Source organism: Plantibacter sp. MDV22-iso1, assembly GCF_058408345.1.
The window spans coordinates 1844793-1863568 of record NZ_JBZVDY010000001.1 but is presented as its reverse complement, the minus strand read 5'-3'; the positions used below and the strand labels follow the sequence as shown (position 1 = coordinate 1863568).

The window sequence follows — 18776 nt, the reverse complement described above, 5'->3', positions numbered from 1 at the left end:
TCGGTCATTTCACGGCACCGCCCGTCGCACCCGCGGCGATGAACCGCTGGGCGATGACGAGCAGCAGGATCGCGGGCAGGGACGACAGGACGGCGGTCGCCATCACCGCGCTCCAGTTCGAGACCTGCGAGCCGAGGTACTGGTAGATGCCGAGCGTCACTGGCCGGACGTCCTCCGTCGTCGTCAGCGTCAGGGCGAACAGGAAGTCGCTCCAGGAGAAGAGGAAGGCGAACAGGCCGGCGGTGATGAGCACGTTGCGGCTCACCGGGAGGACGATCGAGACGAAGGCCCGCACGTGCCCCGCGCCGTCGACCCGTGCCGCCTCCACGATCGACGGCGGGATGGTCTGCATCGACGCCCGCAGGATGAGGATCGCGAACGGGATGGCGTGCGAGGCGTCGGCGAGGATCAGCCCGGGGATCGAGTTGAGCAGGCCGAGGTCGTTGTAGGCCGAGTAGAGGGCGTTCGCGATCACGATGCCCGGGATCATCTGGGCGATCAGGATCACGAGGAGCGCGATGCTGATCCAGCGGAACCGGAACTGTGCGAGGGCGTAGGCCGCCGGGGCCGCGATCGCGAGGCTGAGGACGACGGTTCCGAGCGAGATGACGAGGCTCGTGACGAGGTGCCCGCCCTGGTCGGCGATCGCCTTCTCGTACCCGGCGAAGCTCGGGTTCACCGGGAAGAAGTCCCCCGTGAGCGTGTTACCGGAGGGTTGCAGGGACGCGTTCACCATCCAGTAGACGGGGAAGAGCATGATCGCGAGGATGAGGATGCCGAGGACGGTGTAACCGAGGTGGCGCCGGTCGCCGCGGTGGCGACGCGGGCCGACCGGGGCGAAGCGGCGCGTCTGCCGGCCGCCGGTCACGATGCTGGTCGTGGTCATGAGGGTCCGTGTCCTTACTCGTCGACCGCGCGTCGGTTCACGCGCAGGTAGACGATGGCGAAGAGGAGCGAGATGACGATGAGGATGTTGCTGAAGGCCGCACCGACACCGAACTCGAAGTTCACGAACGACTCCTGATACGACCGCACCGCGAGGGTCTGGGTGGCGTTCGCCGGCCCGCCGTTCGTGAGGCCGAGGATGATGTCGAGCACCTTGATCGTGTAGACGACGCCGAGCACGAGCACCACGCTGACCACGGGGCGGAGGTTCGGCCAGGTGATGTGGCGGAACGCCTTCCAGCCGGTCGCGCCATCGAGCGCTCCCGCCTCGTAGAGCTCGTCGGGGATGTCCTGGAGGCCGCCGTAGAGGATCGTGACGTTGAACGGGATGCCGATCCAGATGTTGACGAGGACGACCGCGAACAGGGCCACCGACGGGCTCGTCAGCCAGGGGACGCCCGACAGGCCGATGGAGCCGAGGGCGGCGTTCAGGACGCCGCTGTCCTGGTCGAGGATCGACCGCCAGGTGGCGCTCGACACGATCAGGGGGAGGAGCCAGGGGAGCAGCAGCATCGCGCGGAGGAACGAGCTCAGGGGGAAGCGACGCTTGAAGAAGACGGCGAGCGCGAGCCCGATCACGAACTGCCCGGCGATCGACCCCACCGTGAACAGCGCCGTGTTGAGCAGTGCCGGTGTGAACAGCTGGGAGCTGAACACGGTCACGTAGTTCGCGAACCCGACCCACGGCGCCTCGCCCGTGAAGAACGTCTTCGTCGTGTACTCCTGGAAGCTCATCGTGACGTTCTTGACGACCGGATAGCCGAAGAAGAGGACGATGTAGAGCGCTGCGGGGAGGACGAAGCCGAGCTTGATCAGGTCTTCCCGGCGGAAGCGTCGGGACCGGCGGCCGGCCCCTGCGGGGGTGCGCTTGGTCGGCGCGCCCCCGTCGGTGCCGCTGGACCGCTGGTCGGACTTCCGGTCCTGGAGCGATGCTCCGGCGATGCCACTGCTCATCGGGATCAGCCCGCGGCCGCCTGCTTGAACGCCTCTTCAGGCGTCGCCTGCCCGGTCAGGGCGAGCTGGATGGCGGTGTAGATCTCGGTCGCGGCCTCGGGCCACTCTTCGCCGAGCTCGCCGGTGCGCGAGCGGGCATTGGCGACCTGCTCCGTGAACGCGGCCATCTCGGGGACCTTCGCGACGTACTGCTCGGCCAGGGCCGTCTTCGTCGGGACGGTGAAGCGGGCTTCCGCGAGGGCGAGCTGGTTCTCGTCGCTCGAGATGCACTCGACGAACTTCGCCGCCTTCGCCTGCTTGTCCTTGTCGCCGGTCACGGGGACGGTCCAGACCTCGCCACCGAGCGGGGCGACGGGCGTCTGGCCGGCCTTGTTGACCGGAACCTGGACGCTGCCGTACTTGAGGTTCGTGTCAGCGCTGAGGGCCGGGATCTGCCACGGACCGTTGATCATCATCGCGGCCTTGCCGGCCATGAACTGGTCGTTCACGTCGGCCTGCGACCAGTTGATGACGCTCTTCGACGCCGAACCCGAGTTCACGAGGTCGACCTGCAGCTGGAGGGCCTCGGCGACGGCGGGCGTCGTGAGGTCGGCCTCGTCGCCACCGTTGGTCCACATGAACGGCAGGAACTGCCAGCTGCCCTCGTAGGTGGCGATGGAGCTGAACGCCAGCCCGTAGGTGTCGCCCTCGGTCAGTGCAGCCGCTGCGGTCTTGAGTTCGTCCCACGTGGTCGGCGGGGTGAGGCCCTTCGCCGCGAGGAGGTCCTCGTTGTAGAAGAGGCCGAGGGTGTTGACCGTCGGTGCCAGGCCGTAGACCTCGCCCTCGTAGCTCGCGGCGTCGAGGATGCCCTTCGCGAAGCCCGAGGTGTCGACGCCGTAGTCGCTGAGTGGCGAGAGGCCGCCGGTCGCGGCGATCTCCTGGACGTCCGGGTTGTCGAGCATGAGGACGTCGGGCAGCGTCTTCGACGACGACTGCTGGAGCACCTTCTGGATGAGGTCCTTGCCGGGGACGGTCTCGCGCTTGATCTTCACGCCGACGTCGTCCGCGCACCGGTCGAGGGCGTCGCCCACGAGGGTCTTGTCGGGCTCGTTGTTGTAGTAGTCGAGGATCGTGAGGGTGCCGGCGTCGCCTCCGGCAGCCGCGCCACCGCCCCCGCTGCACGCGGTGAGGGCGAACGGGGTGATCGCGAGGATCGCGAGCGATCCGAGCACGTGCGGCCGACGGATGATGCGTGGCCGGGTGTCGCGGGTGGTCGTGGATCTCATGTCATGGCTCCTTTGCCTGGTGAGTGGTGTTCGTGATGCGGTGGTGATCGTGGTGCGGTGGGTGGTTCGGTCAGTGGTGAAGTGGGATCCAGGCGGCGCCTGCGTCGGCGCTCGCCGAGACTGCGGTGAGCACGCGCTGCACCCGGAGGCCGTCGGCGAAGCCCGGTTCGGGCGCCCGGCCCGCGGCGAGGTCGCGGGCGAGGTCGGCGACCTCGTGGACGAAGGTGTGCTCGTAGCCGAGGCCGTGGCCGGCCGGCCACCAGGCGTCCGCATACGGGTGACCGGGTTCGGTGACGAGGATGCGCCGGAAGCCCGCCTCCTCGGCCGGGAGGGTGTGGTCGTGGAACTGCAGCTCGTTCATGCGCTCGAAGTCGAAGACGAGCGATCCATCGGAACCGTCGACCTCGAGCCGCATCGCGTTCTTGCGACCGGTGGCGAAGCGGGTGGCCTCGAAGGTCGCCAGGGCGCCGCCGTCGGTCCGGGCGATGAACACGACCGCGTCGTCAACGGTCACCTGCCCGGTGAGCGGCTCCGTGGCCTCGCCATCCTCTGGGTCGTCGCCCGCGGTGGCGCTGAGGCCGCTCGACGAGGTGGGGAGCGGCCGCTCGGTGACGAAGGTCGAGGTCAGGGCGCTCACGCCGGTCAGCTCCTGCCCGGTGACGAACCGCGCGAGATCGATGATGTGGGCGCCGAGGTCACCGAGCGCACCGGAGCCAGCCTGGTCGGCGTCGAGCCGCCAGACGAGCGGGAAGGTGGGATCCGCGATCCAGTCCTGCAGGTACTGAGCACGGATGTGGCGGATCGTCCCGAGGCGACCGTCGGTGACGAGCCGTCGCGCATAGGCGAGCGCGGGGGTGCGCCGGTAGCTGAAGCCGACCATCGCGTGCACGCCGCGCGCCGCCGCCCGTTCGGCCGCGGCGTTCATCCGCTCGGCCTCCTCCATCGTGTTCGCGAGCGGCTTCTCGCACAGGACGTGGATGCCGGCGTCGAGTGCGGCGATCGCGATCTCGGCGTGGAGGTGGCCCGGGGTGCAGATGTCGATCACGTCGACGTCGCCACGGGTGAGGAGCGCTCGCCAGTCGGTCTCGACGTCGGCGATCCCGAACCGGTCGGCGAACGCGCGGGCGGCGTCGGCATCGCGACCGCAGACGGCGACGAGGTCGACTCCGCGGCCGAGGTCGAAGAAGCGGGGAGCGGTGGTCCAGGCCTGCGCGTGGATCGTGCCCATGAAGCTGTACCCGACGATCGCGACGCGCAGTGGCTGCTCGGTCCGGTGGTCGTCGGTGGTCGGTACAGGCATCAGCACGGCTCCTTCGCCGGTCGAGGTCGGATCGCGCGGACCAGAAAGTTAACCGGTTTACTGCGCGCTTCGGGAATCAGCATGCACCGCGTCGTCGGAATCGTCAAGGAGCAATTTAACCGGTTTACCGAATTGTGATCCGTGAGAGACTGACCGGACAGCACCGCACCTGAACGGGGATCCATGGCAACGATGCGTGACGTCGCGCGACTCGCAGGGGTCTCGGTCGCCACGGTGTCGTTCGTCGTCAACGATTCGAAGCCGGTGTCCCCGGCCACCCGACTGCGGGTGGAGTCGGCGATGGTCGAGCTGGACTTCCGCCGGAACGCGGTCGCCCGCGCGCTCGCGAGCCGTCGGACCCGCATCATCGCACTGCTGTTCCCGGTGCTGCAGCATCGGTTGTCGGATACGGCGGCCCGCTTCTTCACGGGGGCTGCGGAGGCCGCTGCCGAACTCGGCTACACCGTCGTCCTCTGGCCGGAACCGGACGATCCGGACGCGCTCCGTGACCTCACCTCTGACGGCCTCATCGACGGCGTCATCCTCATGGAGGTGCGTCTCGACGACCGACGCGTCGACCAGCTCCTCGCGGCGAAGACCCCGCTCACACTCATCGGCCGCACGCGTGACCCATCAGGCCTCGACTACGTGGACGTCGACTTCGAGGGCATGGTCGAGCAGTCGATAGATCGGTTGCAGGCGCTCGGCCACCGCGACCTCGTGCTCCTGGAGGAACCGGAGCGCGAGGACCTCGACGGGTACGGGCCGGTGGTCCGTGTCCGGGAGACGTTCCACGCCGTCTGCGCCGCCCGTGGACTCCGTGGCCGGACGCTGCGGTGCCCACCGAACCCCGCGGGAGGTCGTGCGTTCGCCACGACGCTGCTCGAGGAGGCGCCCGAGGCCACCGCACTGCTCGTCCTCAACGATCGGGCTGCCGTCGGATTCGTGAGCGAACTCGGCCGGCTCGGCGTCTCGGTTCCGCGTGACCTGTCGGTCGTCCTCATCGGCTCGACCACGGAGGTGTCGGAGACCGCGGACCCCGAACTCGCCGTCCTGGTCTCGCCCGCCGCCCAGCTCGGCCGGATGGGCGTCGAGACCCTCGTCGGCCGTCTCGACGGCACTCTCGGCGAGTTGCGCCACGAACTCGTCATGGGTGCCTTCCTCGAGGGCGCGTCTCTCGCACCGCCGCCCGGTTGAGCCAACTCGTCGCGTGCGTGGCCTTCGACCGACCGGTCACCGCACCTCAGGGTGCCGGGAGGACTCCGCCGCTCGGTTCGCGATCGCCCGGTGCCTTGCCTGCCCGATCAGTGATTGGGTGTAGCCGACGCGGTTCATGGTGTCGTGTCGGGCGAAGTCGGTCGAGATCGGGACCTGCTCGGTGTAGGTGTACGGGCCGGCCTGGACGTTCACGGAGACGAACCCCGAGACACGCCTCTCCTTCGCGAAGAGGAACAGCAGGCTGAGGAAGAAGAACCAGATCAACACGATGACCAGCACGATGGCCCACGCCGGGGTGTGGGTGGTCGTCGAGGTCTGATCGCTCGACGTCACGTTGACGTCCGCGAGCGGCCACGTGCCGGCGGGTGTCATGATCACGTCCTCAGTGACCCTGATGTTCCCGATCTGGACGAGGAGGGGCTGTGGCATCGGCGGGAGCTGGCTGGTCATGGGCATCGACCATAACCAATCGGTTCAGATCGCCGCCGGAGTTCTCCACAGCCCACGGTGGAGTGGAGGCCGGGTCGTGGAGCCCCGCCGCCGTCATGGTCGTTGGAGGCCGATCCGCGGGTAGAGCGCACGGAGCGTCTGGTCCAGCCCGCCCGTGAGCGAGCTGGCGCCGTGGTCGCCGCCCGGTATCGCGAAGGTCTGAACCTTCCAGCCGGCCGACGTTGCGGTGGCTGCGGCGCGCCGCATCATGTCGGTGTAGACCGCGTCCGCCGTCCCAGCGGAGAAGAACGCCTCCGTGTCGGCGTAGTTCGTCTTCGCCATGATGGTCGACGGTTTGATCGCGTCGTACGCGTTCTGGTCGCCGTTGAACATCACGCGCAGGTTGTCCGCCGGGAGCCCGGCTCCGGGATACTCCTCACCCGAGACACTGACGACGTTGCCGAAGGTCTGCGGGTACTTGGCTCCGTAGTAGATCGCACAGCTGCCGCCGGCCGAGTATCCGGCCACCGTCCAATCCTTCGGCGATTGGAGGATGTGCAGGTTCGCCTTCGCCCAGGGGAGCACGTCCTGCGTGACGTACGTCTCCACCTTCCCGTACCGCCCGTCGATGCACAGCGGATCCACGGAAGGGTCGCCGAGCTGATCCACGACGAGCGCGATGGGAGCGAGCCCCTGGTGGTCGGCGGCGATCGCGTCGAGCGCCTCGCCGATCCACTTCGCGTCGGGGTCGCCCGGTTGTCCCATCATCATGAGGACGAACGGGAGCGCCGGGGGATCCTTCACGAGCGCGGCGGGTGGGTAGTAGATCTGCGCCGGGCGTGCGTCGAACCCGGAGTTCGTGTTCGGGATCCGGTCGCCTGTGGGGAGCGGGCCGAACCTGCCCGTCTTCGGCAGGTCGGCCGGCGGCTTCCACGTCTCGTACAGCGGACGGGCCGGATCGCCGGTGGGCGTGCTCGTCGGCGTCACGAGGGTGATCGGCTTGCGGTTCTGGACGTGGAACATCGACCCGAGGGTGGTCTGGACGCCGTACGCGCCGTTGACGCCCAGCGCCGCGGTCGCGCCGAAGACGAGGATGCACGCGACGGCGATGACGCGCCGCTTCCACGAGACGCGCCAGCAGATCGTGAGGACGGCGAGCGCGATGCCGGCGAAGACGCCGATCAACCAGGGCTCCGCGGAGCGGATCAACGGCCCGCCGAAGAGGTTGAGCACGTCGAAGACCAGCCAGACCGTCCCCAGGGCGAGGAGCGCGCCCGCCAGGAGGGCGATGGCGGCGCTCAGGTACCACAGCAGCCCGGACCGACGGATGACGAGGTACAGCAGGCCGGCGATGCTGAGCCCGTCGAGCACCCAGACGAGGGGACCGTCGATGACGTCGAGGTTCCACAGCCAGTCCATCGGTGCTCCATCCTGCGTACCGCGATGGTTGTCAGGCTAAGCGGCCATCCGGTGCCGGACAAGGGTCGTTGGGCGTCCTCACGGGCTCGCCCATAGGATTGAGGGGTTCCGGGAGCGGGCGCCAGCCAGGCGTCAGCACCGGAAGGTACCGCCGCGTGGCAAGCGGCACGGAGGATCCACACCCATGGCAGAGCAGTCCCATCTCGAGTCCGTCATCACCCTGGCGCAGCACCGCGGCTTCGTCTTCCCGTCGGGAGACATCTACGGCGGTACGCGGTCTGCGTGGGATTACGGGCCCCTGGGTGTCGAGCTCAAGGAGAACATCAAGCGTCAGTGGTGGAACGCGTTCGTGCGTGGCCGCGGCGACATGGTCGGTCTCGACTCCGCCGTCATCCTGCCCACCCCGGTCTGGGAGGCGTCCGGTCACGTCAAGGTCTTCAGCGACCCGCTGACCGAATCGCTCATCACCCACAAGCGGTACCGCGCCGACCACCTGTTCGAGGCGTACGAGGCCGAGCACGGCCACCCGCCGGAGAACGGCCTCGCCGACATCCCCGACCCCGAGCACCCCTCGAAGGTCGGCCAGTGGACCGAGATCCGTCAGATGTCCGGCCTCCTGAAGACCTTCCTCGGTGTCGTCGACGACGAGTCTGGTCTCCACTACCTGCGTCCCGAGACCGCGCAGGGCATCTTCACGAACTTCGCGAACGTGCTGCAGACGGCCCGCAAGAAGCCGCCGTTCGGCATCGGCCAGATCGGCAAGGCCTTCCGCAACGAGATCACGCCCGGCAACTTCATCTTCCGCACTCGCGAGTTCGAGCAGATGGAGATCGAGTTCTTCGTCGAGCCCGGCACGGACGACGAGTGGCAGCAGACCTGGATGGACCTCTGCTGGGCCTGGTTCATCGACCTCGGCATGACGCCCGACAACATCCGTTGGTTCGAGCACCCGCAGGAGAAGCTGGCGCACTACTCGAAGCGCACCGTCGACATCGAGTACAAGTTCGGCTTCGCCGGCAGCGAGTGGGGCGAGCTCATGGGTGTCGCGAACCGCACCGACTACGACCTCAAGGTGCACGCCGAGCAGTCCGGCAAGGACCTCAGCTACTTCGACCAGGCCAAGAACGAGCGGTACATGCCGTACGTCATCGAGCCGTCCTTCGGTCTGACCCGTGCGCTCATGGCCTTCCTCGTCGACGCGTACGAGGAGCAGGAGCTGCCGCCGAACGCCAAGGGCAAGATCGAGAAGCGCACCGTGCTGCACCTCGACCCGCGTCTCGCACCCGTCAAGGTCGCCGTGTTGCCGCTGTCCCGCAACGAGGCGCTGTCGCCGCTCGCCCGCCGGATCGGCGACGAGCTGCGCGGCTCGTGGAACATCGACTTCGACGACTCGGGCGCGATCGGCCGCCGCTACCGTCGTCAGGACGAGATCGGCACCCCGTACTGCGTGACGGTCGACTTCGACTCGCTCGAGGACAACGCCGTGACGGTCCGTGACCGCGACAGCATGCAGCAGGAGCGCGTCGCCATCGACGAGCTGTACGCCTACCTCGCCACCCGCCTCAAGGGCGCGTAGGCCTCCGCCGCACACCTGAACGCCCGCTCGCCCATGTATGGGCGAGCGGGCGTTTCTTCGCCCGAGAATGGGCGAACGGATGCGGATCGCTCGGGCTAGGCGTTGCCGAGTGAGGTGTCGAGGAACGCGAGCGTCTTCACCCAGGCGTCGGCGGCCGCGTCCTCGCGGTAGGTGATCGTGTTGGTGTCGTTGAAGAAGGCGTGACCGGCGTCGGGGTAGACGGTCGCGGTGAACTCGACCCGCGCGTCCTCCATCGTCGTGGTCAGTTCGGGCAGGCTCTTCATGAGGCCCTCGTCCTGGTCGCCGTAGAACGCGAGGACGGGGCAGGCGATGCTCGTCACGGCCTCGGGCTCGGGCGGGTAGCCGTAGAACGGGACGGCGGCGCGGATGCGGCGGTCGGCCGCGGCGAGCGCGAAGCTGTAGCCGCCACCGAAGCAGAAGCCGACGACGGCGACGCGGCCGTCGATCCCCTCCTCGTCGAACAGGGCGTCGACGGCCTTCCCCAGGTACCCGAGCGCCTCCTCGGCGTATTCGGGCGACTTCGAGGCCGAGAGCTTCTCGCGCAGCTTCGGCTGTGCCGCGGTCCTCGTCGCCTCGTCGCTGTTGAAGACGAGGCTCTCCAGCTCCGCACCGATCTCGGGTGTGACGCCGGCGCCACTCAGGATGTCGGGCGCGATGACGAGGTACCCCTCCGCGGCGAACCGGTCGGCGACGTCGGTGATGTGTGGGACGAGGCCCCAGATCTCATGGATGAGCACGAGCCCGCCGCGGAGCTCGACGCCCTTCGGCGGGTCGGCGCGGTAGGCGGTGAGGCCCTTGGTCAGCGTGATGGTCGTCATATCGCCAGTGTTCCAGCCGACCCTCCGCACCGGCTGGGGGTTGCGCTGCCTCGCGAGTTATCCACAGATCCTGAACGAGCATCCGACCTGATGTTTCAGATGACTACAGTCGAGCTGTGGCGTGCCCACGGGCCGGCTCTCCTCACCGCGAGGCGGCCCCTGGACCTCGACCCACTCCGCTCGGAGTCGTCGACATGCCGACCTGCCCCCTCGTTCCATCCGCGATCAACACCCTCGGAGGTTCTCTCGTCGTGCCCGTTCGACCACTCGCCATCGTCGGCCTGTCCGCCCGCTTCGGTGGCGCGGCAGACGCCCACCAGTACTGGCACAACATCCTGGCGGCCCGACGCAGCGGCTCCGCCGTCCCGCGCTCGAGATGGGATCACGCCACCTTCTTCGCGCCGCACGACCCCAGAGCGGTGCATCACGCCTACTCCGACCAGGGGTCCTTCATCGACGACGTCGAGCAGTTCGCGGCGCGGCACTTCCGCATCCCGCCCAGCCGGGCGCACGCGATGGACCCGCAACATCGCCTGCTCCTCGAGGCTGCGCGAGCCGCCTGGATCGACGCCGGGTTCGAACGTCGTCGTGTCGACCGGTCGTCCATCGGCGTGTTCGTCGGGATGGCTGCGAACGACTACCGCGAACTCACCTCCCTCCGCATCCGGGCGAAGTTCCTCGGCGACGACTCCATCCATCCCGAGCCCGCCGCAGCGGACCTCGGGGCGGCGATGGCGGCGCGCGTCGCCGGCGTGCGTCCGTTCCACGCGTTCTCGATGCCCGGGTGCCTGCCGAACATGGGGCCGGCGCTGGTGAGCAGCACGCTCGACCTCGGCGGCCCGAGCTTCGCCGTCGACGCCGCTTGTTCCAGCAGCCTCGTCGCGCTGCACCAGGCGGTCGCCGCCATCCGATCCGGGCAGTGCTCGGCGGCGCTCGTCGGCGGCGTCAACCTGAGCCTCGTCCCGGATGCGATGGTCGCCTTCTCGCGGATCGGTGCACTGTCACGGAACGGGGTGTGCCGACCGTTCGACGGCGATGCCGACGGATTCCTCCTCGGCGAGGGCGTCGGCATGATCGTGGTCAAACCGCTCGAGGCCGCCATCGACGACCACGACGACGTCTATGCGGTCATCCGCGGCTCCGGGGTGTCCAACGACGGCCGGGCCGAAGGGCCGATGACGCCGACGACGGATGGACAGCTGGCGGCGCTCCGCCGGGCCTACGAGGACGCCGCGGCCGACCCCGCCGACCTGGGCGTCGTCGAGGCGCACGGCACGGCCACCCCGGTGGGCGACCGCACCGAGCTGGAATCGCTGGCGGCGCTGCGTCGTCTCGGGGCATCGCCGCACCGGACCGCCACGGTCACGGCCGTGAAGGCGCTCGTGGGGCACACGATGGCGGCGGCCGGGATCGCCGGCATCGTCAAAGCGGCGCTCATGGCGAGGCATCAGGTCGTCCCCGGGCAGCCCCGTCTGCGTTCGGAGGCGCACTCCGAGGCGCTCCGAGACGGCCGCCTGGCGCTCGCCTCACACGCCACCGACCCGGGCGACGACGGTCTGGGCCTCATCGGCGTCAGCTCGTTCGGTTTCGGCGGCACCAACGCGCACGTGGTGCTCGAATCACCGCCGACGCGAGCAGGTCGAGTCCGTCGGCGTGCCGCTGGGGGACCGGCCGACGAAACGCTCCCGCACCTCCTCGTGTTCTCGGCCGCCGACCTCACGCTGCTCGGCGAGCACCTTCGTGCGGTCCTCGCCGTCCTCGAGGCCGCCGACGCACCGTCCATCGCCGGCCTCGCACGGACCCTGAACTCTCGGGCGCTCGCGAGCACCCGTCTGGCGATCGTGTGCCGCACCGCCGCCGAGCTGATCTCCGGGCTGTCGGCCGCCTTGGAGCAGCTCGCCCACGGAACCACCGGGGTGATCTCCGCGGACGTCTGCACCGGGGTCCATGTCGACGAGGCCGCTCGGCGGATCGCCTTCGTCTTCCCCGGGCAGGGCAGCCAGACCCCGCGGATGCAGTCGGACCTCCTCGATCGATTCCCCGCCTTCCGCACAGCGGCCGAGACCTTGAACGAGCAGGTGCTCGACGAGACCGGGGTCGATGTGCTCGCGGCGCTCTCCGCGGCCGACGCCGACACCCCCTCCGGAGTCGACCGTCTCACGTCCACCGAGGTCTGCCAACCCGCGCTCGCGGTGACGGCGCTCGCCGCCGTGGCGCTGTTGCGCGAGATCGGCGTGGAGCCCGACCTCGTCATCGGGCACAGCGTCGGTGAGCTGCCCGCCATGGCGACGGCGGGCGTGCTCGATGCACCCGACGCCGTGCGGCTGGCCGCGGTCCGAGGACATCACATGCGGTCGGCTACGACGCGGCCCGGCGACGGCATGACGGCCCTCGGCTGCGACGCCGAGCAGGTCGCAGTCCTCCTCGGCGGCATCGACGACGCGTGGATCGCGGCCGCCAACGATCCCCGGCAGACGGTGGTGAGTGGAACCGGCGAGGCCCTGCGAGCCGTCGCGGAACGGTGCGTCGAGCACGGGGTGTCGACACAACCGCTGCGCGTCGCCGCCGGGTTCCACTCGCCCCTGCTCGAGCCGATCCGGCCGGCCCTCGTGGCGGACCTGTCGCGGTTCCGACCTCGCGCGCCGCAGGTGCAGCTCGTGTCGACCGTGACGGGCCGCACGGTCGAGACGGGCGAGGAGCTGGGTCGTCAGCTCGAGGAGAACGTCTTCTCCACGGTGCGGTTCCGCGAGGCGATCGAGTCGGCGTCCGCATCCGACGTCGGCGTCTACGTCCAGATCGGTGGAGGTTCGGCACTGCTCGGGTCCATCCGACGCTCCCTGGGCGATGCGCCCGACGTGCACGTCATCCCGAGCAGCGCGTCGGCGCCGGACGACGCGTCGACCTTCCTCCGACTGCTCGGTCGGCTGACGGTGCTGGGTGCCGACCTCGACCTGGCATCGCTCGTCCCACCGGACACCGCGGGTGTGGCGCTGCCGATCGCTCCGCTGCCGACCGAGCCGTACTGGGTCGTCCGACCGGACGCCTCCGACCCGACGAGCACACCTCGAGAACCCGCATCCGAGCCGCACCGACCACCCTCCCCCGTCGAACAGGATCCCCACTCCATGCACCACAACCCTCACGACCTGCCGTCCTCCCCCCTCGCCGGACGACCGTCGGCGGGACCGCCGATCCAGCCGCGAGCCGCCGACGCCCAGGCCGACCACCTGCCCGGACTGCTCGCCCTCATGAACCGCCAGCTGAGCCTCATCGAGGGTTCCGGGCAGGCCGGTCACGCGCCGGCGTCGACGGATCCTTTCCGCTGGTCGACGGAACCCGGCTCGCCGCAGGCGGAGGTGGTCGCACGGATGGGCCTCGCAGCCTCCCGGTCGCATCGTGCGGAGTCCGACGCGGTCATCCTCGGCATGGTGTCGCGCATCAGCGGGTTCCCGCTGGATCTGATCCGGCCCGACATGCACCTCGTCGAGCAGCTGGGATTCGATTCGCTGATGATGCGTGAGCTGATCACCCAGCTGCACACGGAGTGGCCATCGTTGCCGACCCCCGCCCAGCTCGGCGAGCGCTTCGCCGGACGGCCCACCGTCGAGCAGGTGCTGGACGGCGTCGGCTCCCTGCTGCACCCGTTCGCCGAGGAGCCGCAGCACCGGCTCCCGCGGGTCGAGACGAACCCGGTGGCTGCCGCTTCCCCGGCGCCGGCCGACCGCCCGACCCGATGGACCGAGGCCGACGCCCGCATCGAGTGCTTCCCGGAGGCGGTCGCCATGCGGGAACGCCGGCAGCAGACGGACCGCAACCCCTACTTCCTGCTGCATGAGGGGATCATCGACGCCACGACCACGATCGGCGACGCCCAGCTCGTGAGCTTCTCGAGCTACAACTACCTCGGTGTCACCGGCCACCCCGTGGTCGCCGAGACGATCGCCGACGCCGTGGCCCGATACGGCAGCTCGGTGTCCGCCAGCCGGTTCCTGTCCGGTGAGCGCCCGATCCATGCCGAGCTCGAGCAGGAGCTCGCCGACCTCCTCCAGGTGGAGTCGGCGCTCACCCTGGTGAGCGGCCACGCGACGAACGTGAGCGTCATCGGGCACCTGGTGGAGCCGGGGGACCTCATCGTCCACGACAGCCTCGCGCACGACAGCATCATCCAGGGGGCGAAACTCTCCGGAGCCACCCGGCGGTCCTTCCCCCACAACGACGTGAACGCGCTCGACGAGCTCCTCAGCGCGATCCGCGGCGGGTTCCGCCGAGTCCTCATCGTCGTGGAGGGCGTCTACAGCATGGACGGCGATCTCGTGCCGCTCCCGCAGCTCATCGAGCTGAAGCGGCGGCACGGCGCACTGGTGCTCGTCGATGAGGCGCACAGCATCGGAACGGTGGGCGCCAACGGGGGCGGGGTCGGCGAGTTCTTCGGCGTCGACCGCTCGGACATCGACCTCTGGTCCGGCACGATGTCGAAGTCGCTCGCCGGATGCGGCGGCTACGTCGGTGGCACCGCCGCCGCGATCGACTACCTCAAGTACTCCGTGCCCGGGTTCGTGTACAGCGTCGGCATCACCCCGGCGAACGCGGCCGCGTCACTCGCCGCCCTCCGGCTCATGCGCGACGAGCCCGAGCGCCTCAGCCGCCTGCGGCAGAACGCCGACCGCTTCCGCGAGACGGCCCGGGCCGCCGGCATCGACATCGGCGACAGCGCCGACTCGCCCGTCGTGCCGTGCATCGTCGGCAGCTCGGAACGGGCACTCGCCCTGGCGACGGCGCTCTTCGACCACGGCTTCAGCGTCAACCCGATCCTGTACCCGGCCGTGCCGGACGACCAGGCGCGGCTCCGCTTCTTCATCACCGCGGAGCACACCACCGAGCAGATCCAGCGGGTCGTGGACATCACGGCATCCGAACTCGACCGCATCACCCACGACATGAAGGTATCCGCATGACGAACCACTCCAGAACGACACCCAGACGACGGGCGGTGATCACGCTCCTGATCGGCCTGGTGTTCGCGATCGTGGCGGGCATCGCGGGGGCCGACGTCCTCGACAACCTCAAGACGGGCGGGTTCGACGACCCGCAGTCCGACTCCGTGGCCGCAGCGGACGTGCTCGCCGACCGGTTTCCGGGCAGCGACCCGAAACTCGTCCTCGTCGTGGACGTCTCCGACGGACTCGACAGCGCCGCCGGCAGGGAGGCGCTCGACGACATCGTCGGCGCTGTGGACGAGGTGGACGGCGCCAGCGTCACCGGTTCCTACGCCGACTCGGAGCAGCTGCGGAGCGGCACCGACCGCGGCGTCGTGCTCGTGGCGCTCGCCGGAGACGAGGACACCGTGCAACGCGCGACCACCGCGCTCCGCGGGACGATCACCGACGAGGTGACGTCGGCCACGGTCCGGTTCGGCGGCATCGCGGGGATCAACGACGACCTGAACGCGCAGGTCAAGACGGACATCATCGTCGCGGAGACGATCGCCATCCCGATCACCCTCGTGCTGCTGTTCTTCGCGTTCCGTGGAGTGGTGGCCGCGCTGCTGCCCGTCGGCGTCGCGGGCGTCACGATCCTCGGTTCCCTCGGCCTGCTGAACGTGGTCGCGCAGCTCACCTCGGTCTCCCTGTTCGCGGTCAACCTCGTCACCGCATTGGGCCTCGGACTCGCCATCGACTACTGCCTGCTGTTCCTCACCCGCTATCGGGACGAACGCTCGGGCGGAGCCACCGACGAGGAGGCGTTGCGGATCGCTCGGCGGACGACCGGCCGGACCATCGTGTTCAGCGGCGTCGTCGTCGCCGCGGCGCTCGCCACCCTGATGCTGTTCGACCAGTACTTCCTGCGCTCGTTCGCCATCGCGGGACTCGTCATCGTGGCCTGCTCCGTGGTGGGCGCGGTCGTCCTGCTGCCCGCCGCCCTCACCCTCCTGGGTCGCCGGATCGACTGGGGCCGTCTGCGCTCCCGCCGCCCGGCCGGGGCCGAGGGCCGGTTCTGGTACCGGGTGGGAGACCACGCGTACCGCCGTCCGTGGTTGGCGGTGCCCGTGATCGCGCTGCTCATCGCCATGGCCGCGCCGTTCGCGCACGCGGAGTTCGGGGTGCCCGACGAACGAGTGCTCCCAGCCGACGCCGAGAGTCGTGTCGTGGCGGACATCATGCGGTCCGACTTCGACGTCGCCGAGGCGGACGCCGTCTCCGTCGTCACCGAGGACTGGGCGGGGACGGACCGCGAGCTCGACGAGTACGCCGCCGAACTCTCCTCGATCACGGGCGTCGAGGCCGTCACGACCTCCCTCGGCAGCTTCGTCGACGGACGCCTCGTGGCCCCGGCCGACGCGCGGACGGAGCAGCACTTCCGCGACGGTTCGGCGCTCTGGCTCCAGGTCGCGACCGACGTCGTCCCGTACTCGCCCGAGGGCTCGGAGCTCGTCCGCGACGTCCGTGCGGTGGACCCTGGAGCCGCCTCGACCGTCCTGGTCGGTGGCCTCGCGGCGCAGATGATCGACATCGGTGACTCCATCTCGGCGCGTCTGCCGTTCGCCGCCGCGGCCATCGCGCTCATGACGCTGATCATCCTCTTCCTGTTCACCGGCAGCGTGCTGCTGCCGATCAAGGCGCTGGTGCTGAACGTGGTCGGGCTGGTCGGCATCCTGGGCGTCATCGTGTTCCTCTTCCAGGACGGCAACCTGTCGGACGTGCTCGGCTTCACCCCGTCGCCCATCGCCATCTCGATCCCGATCCTGCTGTTCTGCATCGCCTTCGGGCTCTCGATGGACTACGAGGTGTTCCTCCTCGCTCGGATCCAGGAACGGTTCCGTGCCACGGGTGATCTCGCGGAGGCGGTGCGGAGCGGACTCGGCGCGAGCGGTCCGATCATCACGGCCGCTGCGGCGATCCTCGCGGTGTCGTTCTTCGCCATGGCGACCTCCGGAGTGTCGATCATCAAGATGCTCGGCATCGGAACCGGTATCGCGATCCTCATCGACGCCATCCTGATCCGCGGCGTGCTCGTCCCGGTCTTCATGCGCGTCGCCGGACGATACAACTGGTGGGCGCCGCGGTGGCTCGCAGCGATCCATCGCCGCATCGGGATCACGGAGGACTGAATGGACACGCGGTTCAGCGGCCTGTCGGCCGATGACGACCTCTCGGCGCTCGTGTCCGAGGCGGCTCGCGCGGCGAACGCCCACAACACGCAGCCGTGGGTCGTGGACCCTCAGGGCGACGAACTCGTCCTCCGCCGGGATCGCACTCGCACCCTCGGCGCGAGCGATCCGCGAGGACGCGACACGATGTTGTCGTTCGGGGCGTTCGTCGAGTCACTCCTCATCTGTGCGGCCTCCGCCGGTGTCGGACTGCGCTTCGAGGCTGCAACCGGCGGTGACGCGGAGACCGATGAGGTCGGCCGGTTCTCGCGCCACCCGGAGGGCTACCGGACGAGGTTCTCCTCGGCGGACGTCCGTGGACGACGCGTCTGGCGAGGGCGATGGCGGGACGGCGCTCCCGGACCGGACCTCCTCCAGGAGGCCGCGGTGGAGGCGGAGCGCAGGGGTTTCCGGCTCGTCTCCATGCCGACCCGGGACGCGCGCCTGATCCTCGTGCGCGCCAACCGGTGGTTCTTCGGCGAGCAGGCGATCGTCGCCGAGCTCGATCAGTGGACCAGGCTCTCACCAGGACATCCGCGGTACGACGAGGACGGCCTCAACGACGCGATGCTCGTGCTGTCGAAGGTCGAACGAGCCGGCCTGCGGACGCTGATCAGCCCGCGGGTGTTCCGCGCGCTTCGCGGCGTCGGGCTGCCCGGGTTGTTGGCGAGGATGTCGGCCTCCGCGACCCAGGGCTCCGGCGCCGTCCTCGGTGTCGTCGGACCCACCGGGGCCCGGCATGAACTCGCCGCGGGGCGACTGCTCACCCGGCTCTGGCTCGGGTTCCAGCGCCACGGCCTGTACGTGCACCCGCAGAGCGCGCCGCTCGACTGTCCGGAGACCCGGGCCATGCTCGACGAACGCTGGCAGGTCGCCCGGGACGAGCAGCTCGTCGCCTGGTTCCGGGTCGGCATCCCCGCCTCCGACCCCGCGACGCGTGTGGTGTCCCCGCGTCGGTCGGGTGGTTGAATCCGCAGCCGCTGTGGTCGATGCGCTCCGGATGCAGGTGCCGCCGGGGGTCGTCGTCTCGGCGTCCGTCGGCACCGCACCCGGACCGTTCCGGGCCCGTCCGACCTCGGCTGGTCGCAGCGCCGAGTCTCACTCGGCGCGCGACTGCGCCAGGGCGGCACTCGCGATGCTCGGCCAGCGCTCCGCGGACATCCCGACGGGGGAGGGCGGGCAACCGGTCTGGCCGACCGGCTTCGTCGGGAGCCTCTCGCACTGCCCGGGTTTCACGGTCGCAGCCGTCGGTCACGTCGGTGTCGTGAGCGCCATCGGGATCGACGTCGAGGTGCACCGGCCCGTCCGTCCAGCCGTCGCGGCGACGATCGTCTGCGGGAATGAGGCGTCCATGCTCACACGGCTCGCCTCGAGCCATCCGACCGTCGCGTGGAGCGCCGTGTTGTGGAGCGTCAAGGAGAGCGTCTTCAAGGCGTGGTACCCGCTCACCGGGCGATGGGTCGACTACACGTCATGTGAGGTGGTGATCCACCCGGATCGTGGTTCCTTCGAGGCGCGGGTCGTCCCGCCGGCTGGCCCGACCACGCCGCGCACCTTCGCCGGACGATGGTCGGTGGTGGGCACCCACCTCTGCAGCGTCGTCATCGTCCCGGTCTCGCGGCGACAGGACGGGGATCGGCTGATCCGGTCCACGCGGGTACCGTTGAGGACGATGTCGTAGACC

The 18776-nt window shown here is 69.6% G+C and carries 13 protein-coding genes; 6 read left to right on the top strand and 7 right to left on the bottom strand.

All coding sequences use genetic code 11. From position 1 onward, the window contains the following. Positions 1–4: 4 nt before the first annotated feature. From AC4PMY_RS08980 to AC4PMY_RS08965, 4 genes are all read right to left on the bottom strand, one after another. Positions 5–886, bottom strand: a complete 882-nt coding sequence (locus AC4PMY_RS08980) for a carbohydrate ABC transporter permease (protein WP_082916066.1) — start codon at positions 884–886, stop codon at positions 5–7. 14 nt (positions 887–900) lie between these two features. Next, entirely contained in the window at positions 901–1899 is a 999-nt protein-coding gene (locus AC4PMY_RS08975; RefSeq protein ID WP_491622506.1) for a carbohydrate ABC transporter permease, read from the bottom strand. 5 nt (positions 1900–1904) lie between these two features. After that, complete coding sequence (locus AC4PMY_RS08970) at positions 1905–3164, bottom strand: sugar ABC transporter substrate-binding protein (RefSeq protein WP_491622505.1); 1260 nt, start codon at positions 3162–3164, stop codon at positions 1905–1907. Between the two features lie 70 nt (positions 3165–3234). Continuing rightward, complete coding sequence (locus AC4PMY_RS08965; RefSeq protein ID WP_071261477.1) at positions 3235–4464, bottom strand: Gfo/Idh/MocA family protein; 1230 nt, start codon at positions 4462–4464, stop codon at positions 3235–3237. Positions 4465–4647: 183 nt separating this feature from the next. Between AC4PMY_RS08965 and AC4PMY_RS08960 the strand changes: the two genes are divergently transcribed. After that, positions 4648–5661, top strand: a complete 1014-nt coding sequence (locus AC4PMY_RS08960; protein ID WP_231884346.1) for a LacI family DNA-binding transcriptional regulator — start codon at positions 4648–4650, stop codon at positions 5659–5661. Between the two features lie 36 nt (positions 5662–5697). Here the strand turns inward: AC4PMY_RS08960 and AC4PMY_RS08955 are convergent, their stop codons facing one another. Continuing rightward, positions 5698–6132, bottom strand: a complete 435-nt coding sequence (locus AC4PMY_RS08955; RefSeq protein WP_064295426.1) for a hypothetical protein — start codon at positions 6130–6132, stop codon at positions 5698–5700. Positions 6133–6225: 93 nt separating this feature from the next. Further along, a complete protein-coding gene (locus AC4PMY_RS08950) occupies positions 6226–7530 on the bottom strand; it encodes an alpha/beta hydrolase (RefSeq protein WP_491622504.1) in 1305 nt (434 codons plus the stop codon). A gap of 184 nt (positions 7531–7714) precedes the next feature. On the opposite strand from AC4PMY_RS08950, the gene AC4PMY_RS08945 reads away from it, so the two are divergent. After that, positions 7715–9106, top strand: a complete 1392-nt coding sequence (locus AC4PMY_RS08945; RefSeq protein ID WP_071261474.1) for a glycine--tRNA ligase — start codon at positions 7715–7717, stop codon at positions 9104–9106. 95 nt (positions 9107–9201) lie between these two features. On the opposite strand, the gene AC4PMY_RS08940 is transcribed toward AC4PMY_RS08945, so the two are convergent. Further along, positions 9202–9945, bottom strand: a complete 744-nt coding sequence (locus AC4PMY_RS08940) for a dienelactone hydrolase family protein (protein WP_071261472.1) — start codon at positions 9943–9945, stop codon at positions 9202–9204. Positions 9946–10196: 251 nt separating this feature from the next. Between AC4PMY_RS08940 and AC4PMY_RS08935 the strand changes: the two genes are divergently transcribed. Genes AC4PMY_RS08935 through AC4PMY_RS08920 form a run of 4 tightly spaced genes read left to right on the top strand, consistent with a single transcriptional unit; the run spans position 10197 to position 18773 of the window. Continuing rightward, complete coding sequence (locus AC4PMY_RS08935) at positions 10197–14900, top strand: type I polyketide synthase (RefSeq protein WP_491622503.1); 4704 nt, start codon at positions 10197–10199, stop codon at positions 14898–14900. Then, entirely contained in the window at positions 14897–17053 is a 2157-nt protein-coding gene (locus tag AC4PMY_RS08930; protein ID WP_491622502.1) for an MMPL family transporter, read from the top strand. The genes AC4PMY_RS08935 and AC4PMY_RS08930 overlap by 4 nt, the downstream gene beginning before the upstream one ends. Then, entirely contained in the window at positions 17054–18061 is a 1008-nt protein-coding gene (locus AC4PMY_RS08925) for a nitroreductase family protein (RefSeq protein ID WP_491622501.1), read from the top strand. It begins immediately after the preceding gene. Then, positions 18054–18773 (top strand): 4'-phosphopantetheinyl transferase family protein, encoded by a 720-nt coding sequence (locus AC4PMY_RS08920; RefSeq protein ID WP_491622500.1) that lies wholly within the window; start codon positions 18054–18056, stop codon positions 18771–18773. Before AC4PMY_RS08925 ends, AC4PMY_RS08920 begins: the two co-directional genes overlap by 8 nt. Positions 18774–18776: the final 3 nt, after the last annotated feature.

What these genes read in the sequence shown, in the direction of transcription:
- AC4PMY_RS08975 (WP_491622506.1), bottom strand. Translation starts at nt 1,899, where the DNA reads ATGAGCAGTGGCATCGCCGGAGCATCGCTCCAGGACCGGAAGTCCGAC.
- AC4PMY_RS08980 (WP_082916066.1), bottom strand. Translation starts at nt 886, where the DNA reads ATGACCACGACCAGCATCGTGACCGGCGGCCGGCAGACGCGCCGCTTC.
- AC4PMY_RS08945 (WP_071261474.1), top strand. Translation starts at nt 7,715, where the DNA reads ATGGCAGAGCAGTCCCATCTCGAGTCCGTCATCACCCTGGCGCAGCAC.
- AC4PMY_RS08925 (WP_491622501.1), top strand. Translation starts at nt 17,054, where the DNA reads ATGGACACGCGGTTCAGCGGCCTGTCGGCCGATGACGACCTCTCGGCG.
- AC4PMY_RS08955 (WP_064295426.1), bottom strand. Translation starts at nt 6,132, where the DNA reads ATGACCAGCCAGCTCCCGCCGATGCCACAGCCCCTCCTCGTCCAGATC.
- AC4PMY_RS08965 (WP_071261477.1), bottom strand. Translation starts at nt 4,464, where the DNA reads ATGCCTGTACCGACCACCGACGACCACCGGACCGAGCAGCCACTGCGC.
- AC4PMY_RS08960 (WP_231884346.1), top strand. Translation starts at nt 4,648, where the DNA reads ATGGCAACGATGCGTGACGTCGCGCGACTCGCAGGGGTCTCGGTCGCC.
- AC4PMY_RS08930 (WP_491622502.1), top strand. Translation starts at nt 14,897, where the DNA reads ATGACGAACCACTCCAGAACGACACCCAGACGACGGGCGGTGATCACG.
- AC4PMY_RS08970 (WP_491622505.1), bottom strand. Translation starts at nt 3,164, where the DNA reads ATGAGATCCACGACCACCCGCGACACCCGGCCACGCATCATCCGTCGG.
- AC4PMY_RS08950 (WP_491622504.1), bottom strand. Translation starts at nt 7,530, where the DNA reads ATGGACTGGCTGTGGAACCTCGACGTCATCGACGGTCCCCTCGTCTGG.
- AC4PMY_RS08940 (WP_071261472.1), bottom strand. Translation starts at nt 9,945, where the DNA reads ATGACGACCATCACGCTGACCAAGGGCCTCACCGCCTACCGCGCCGAC.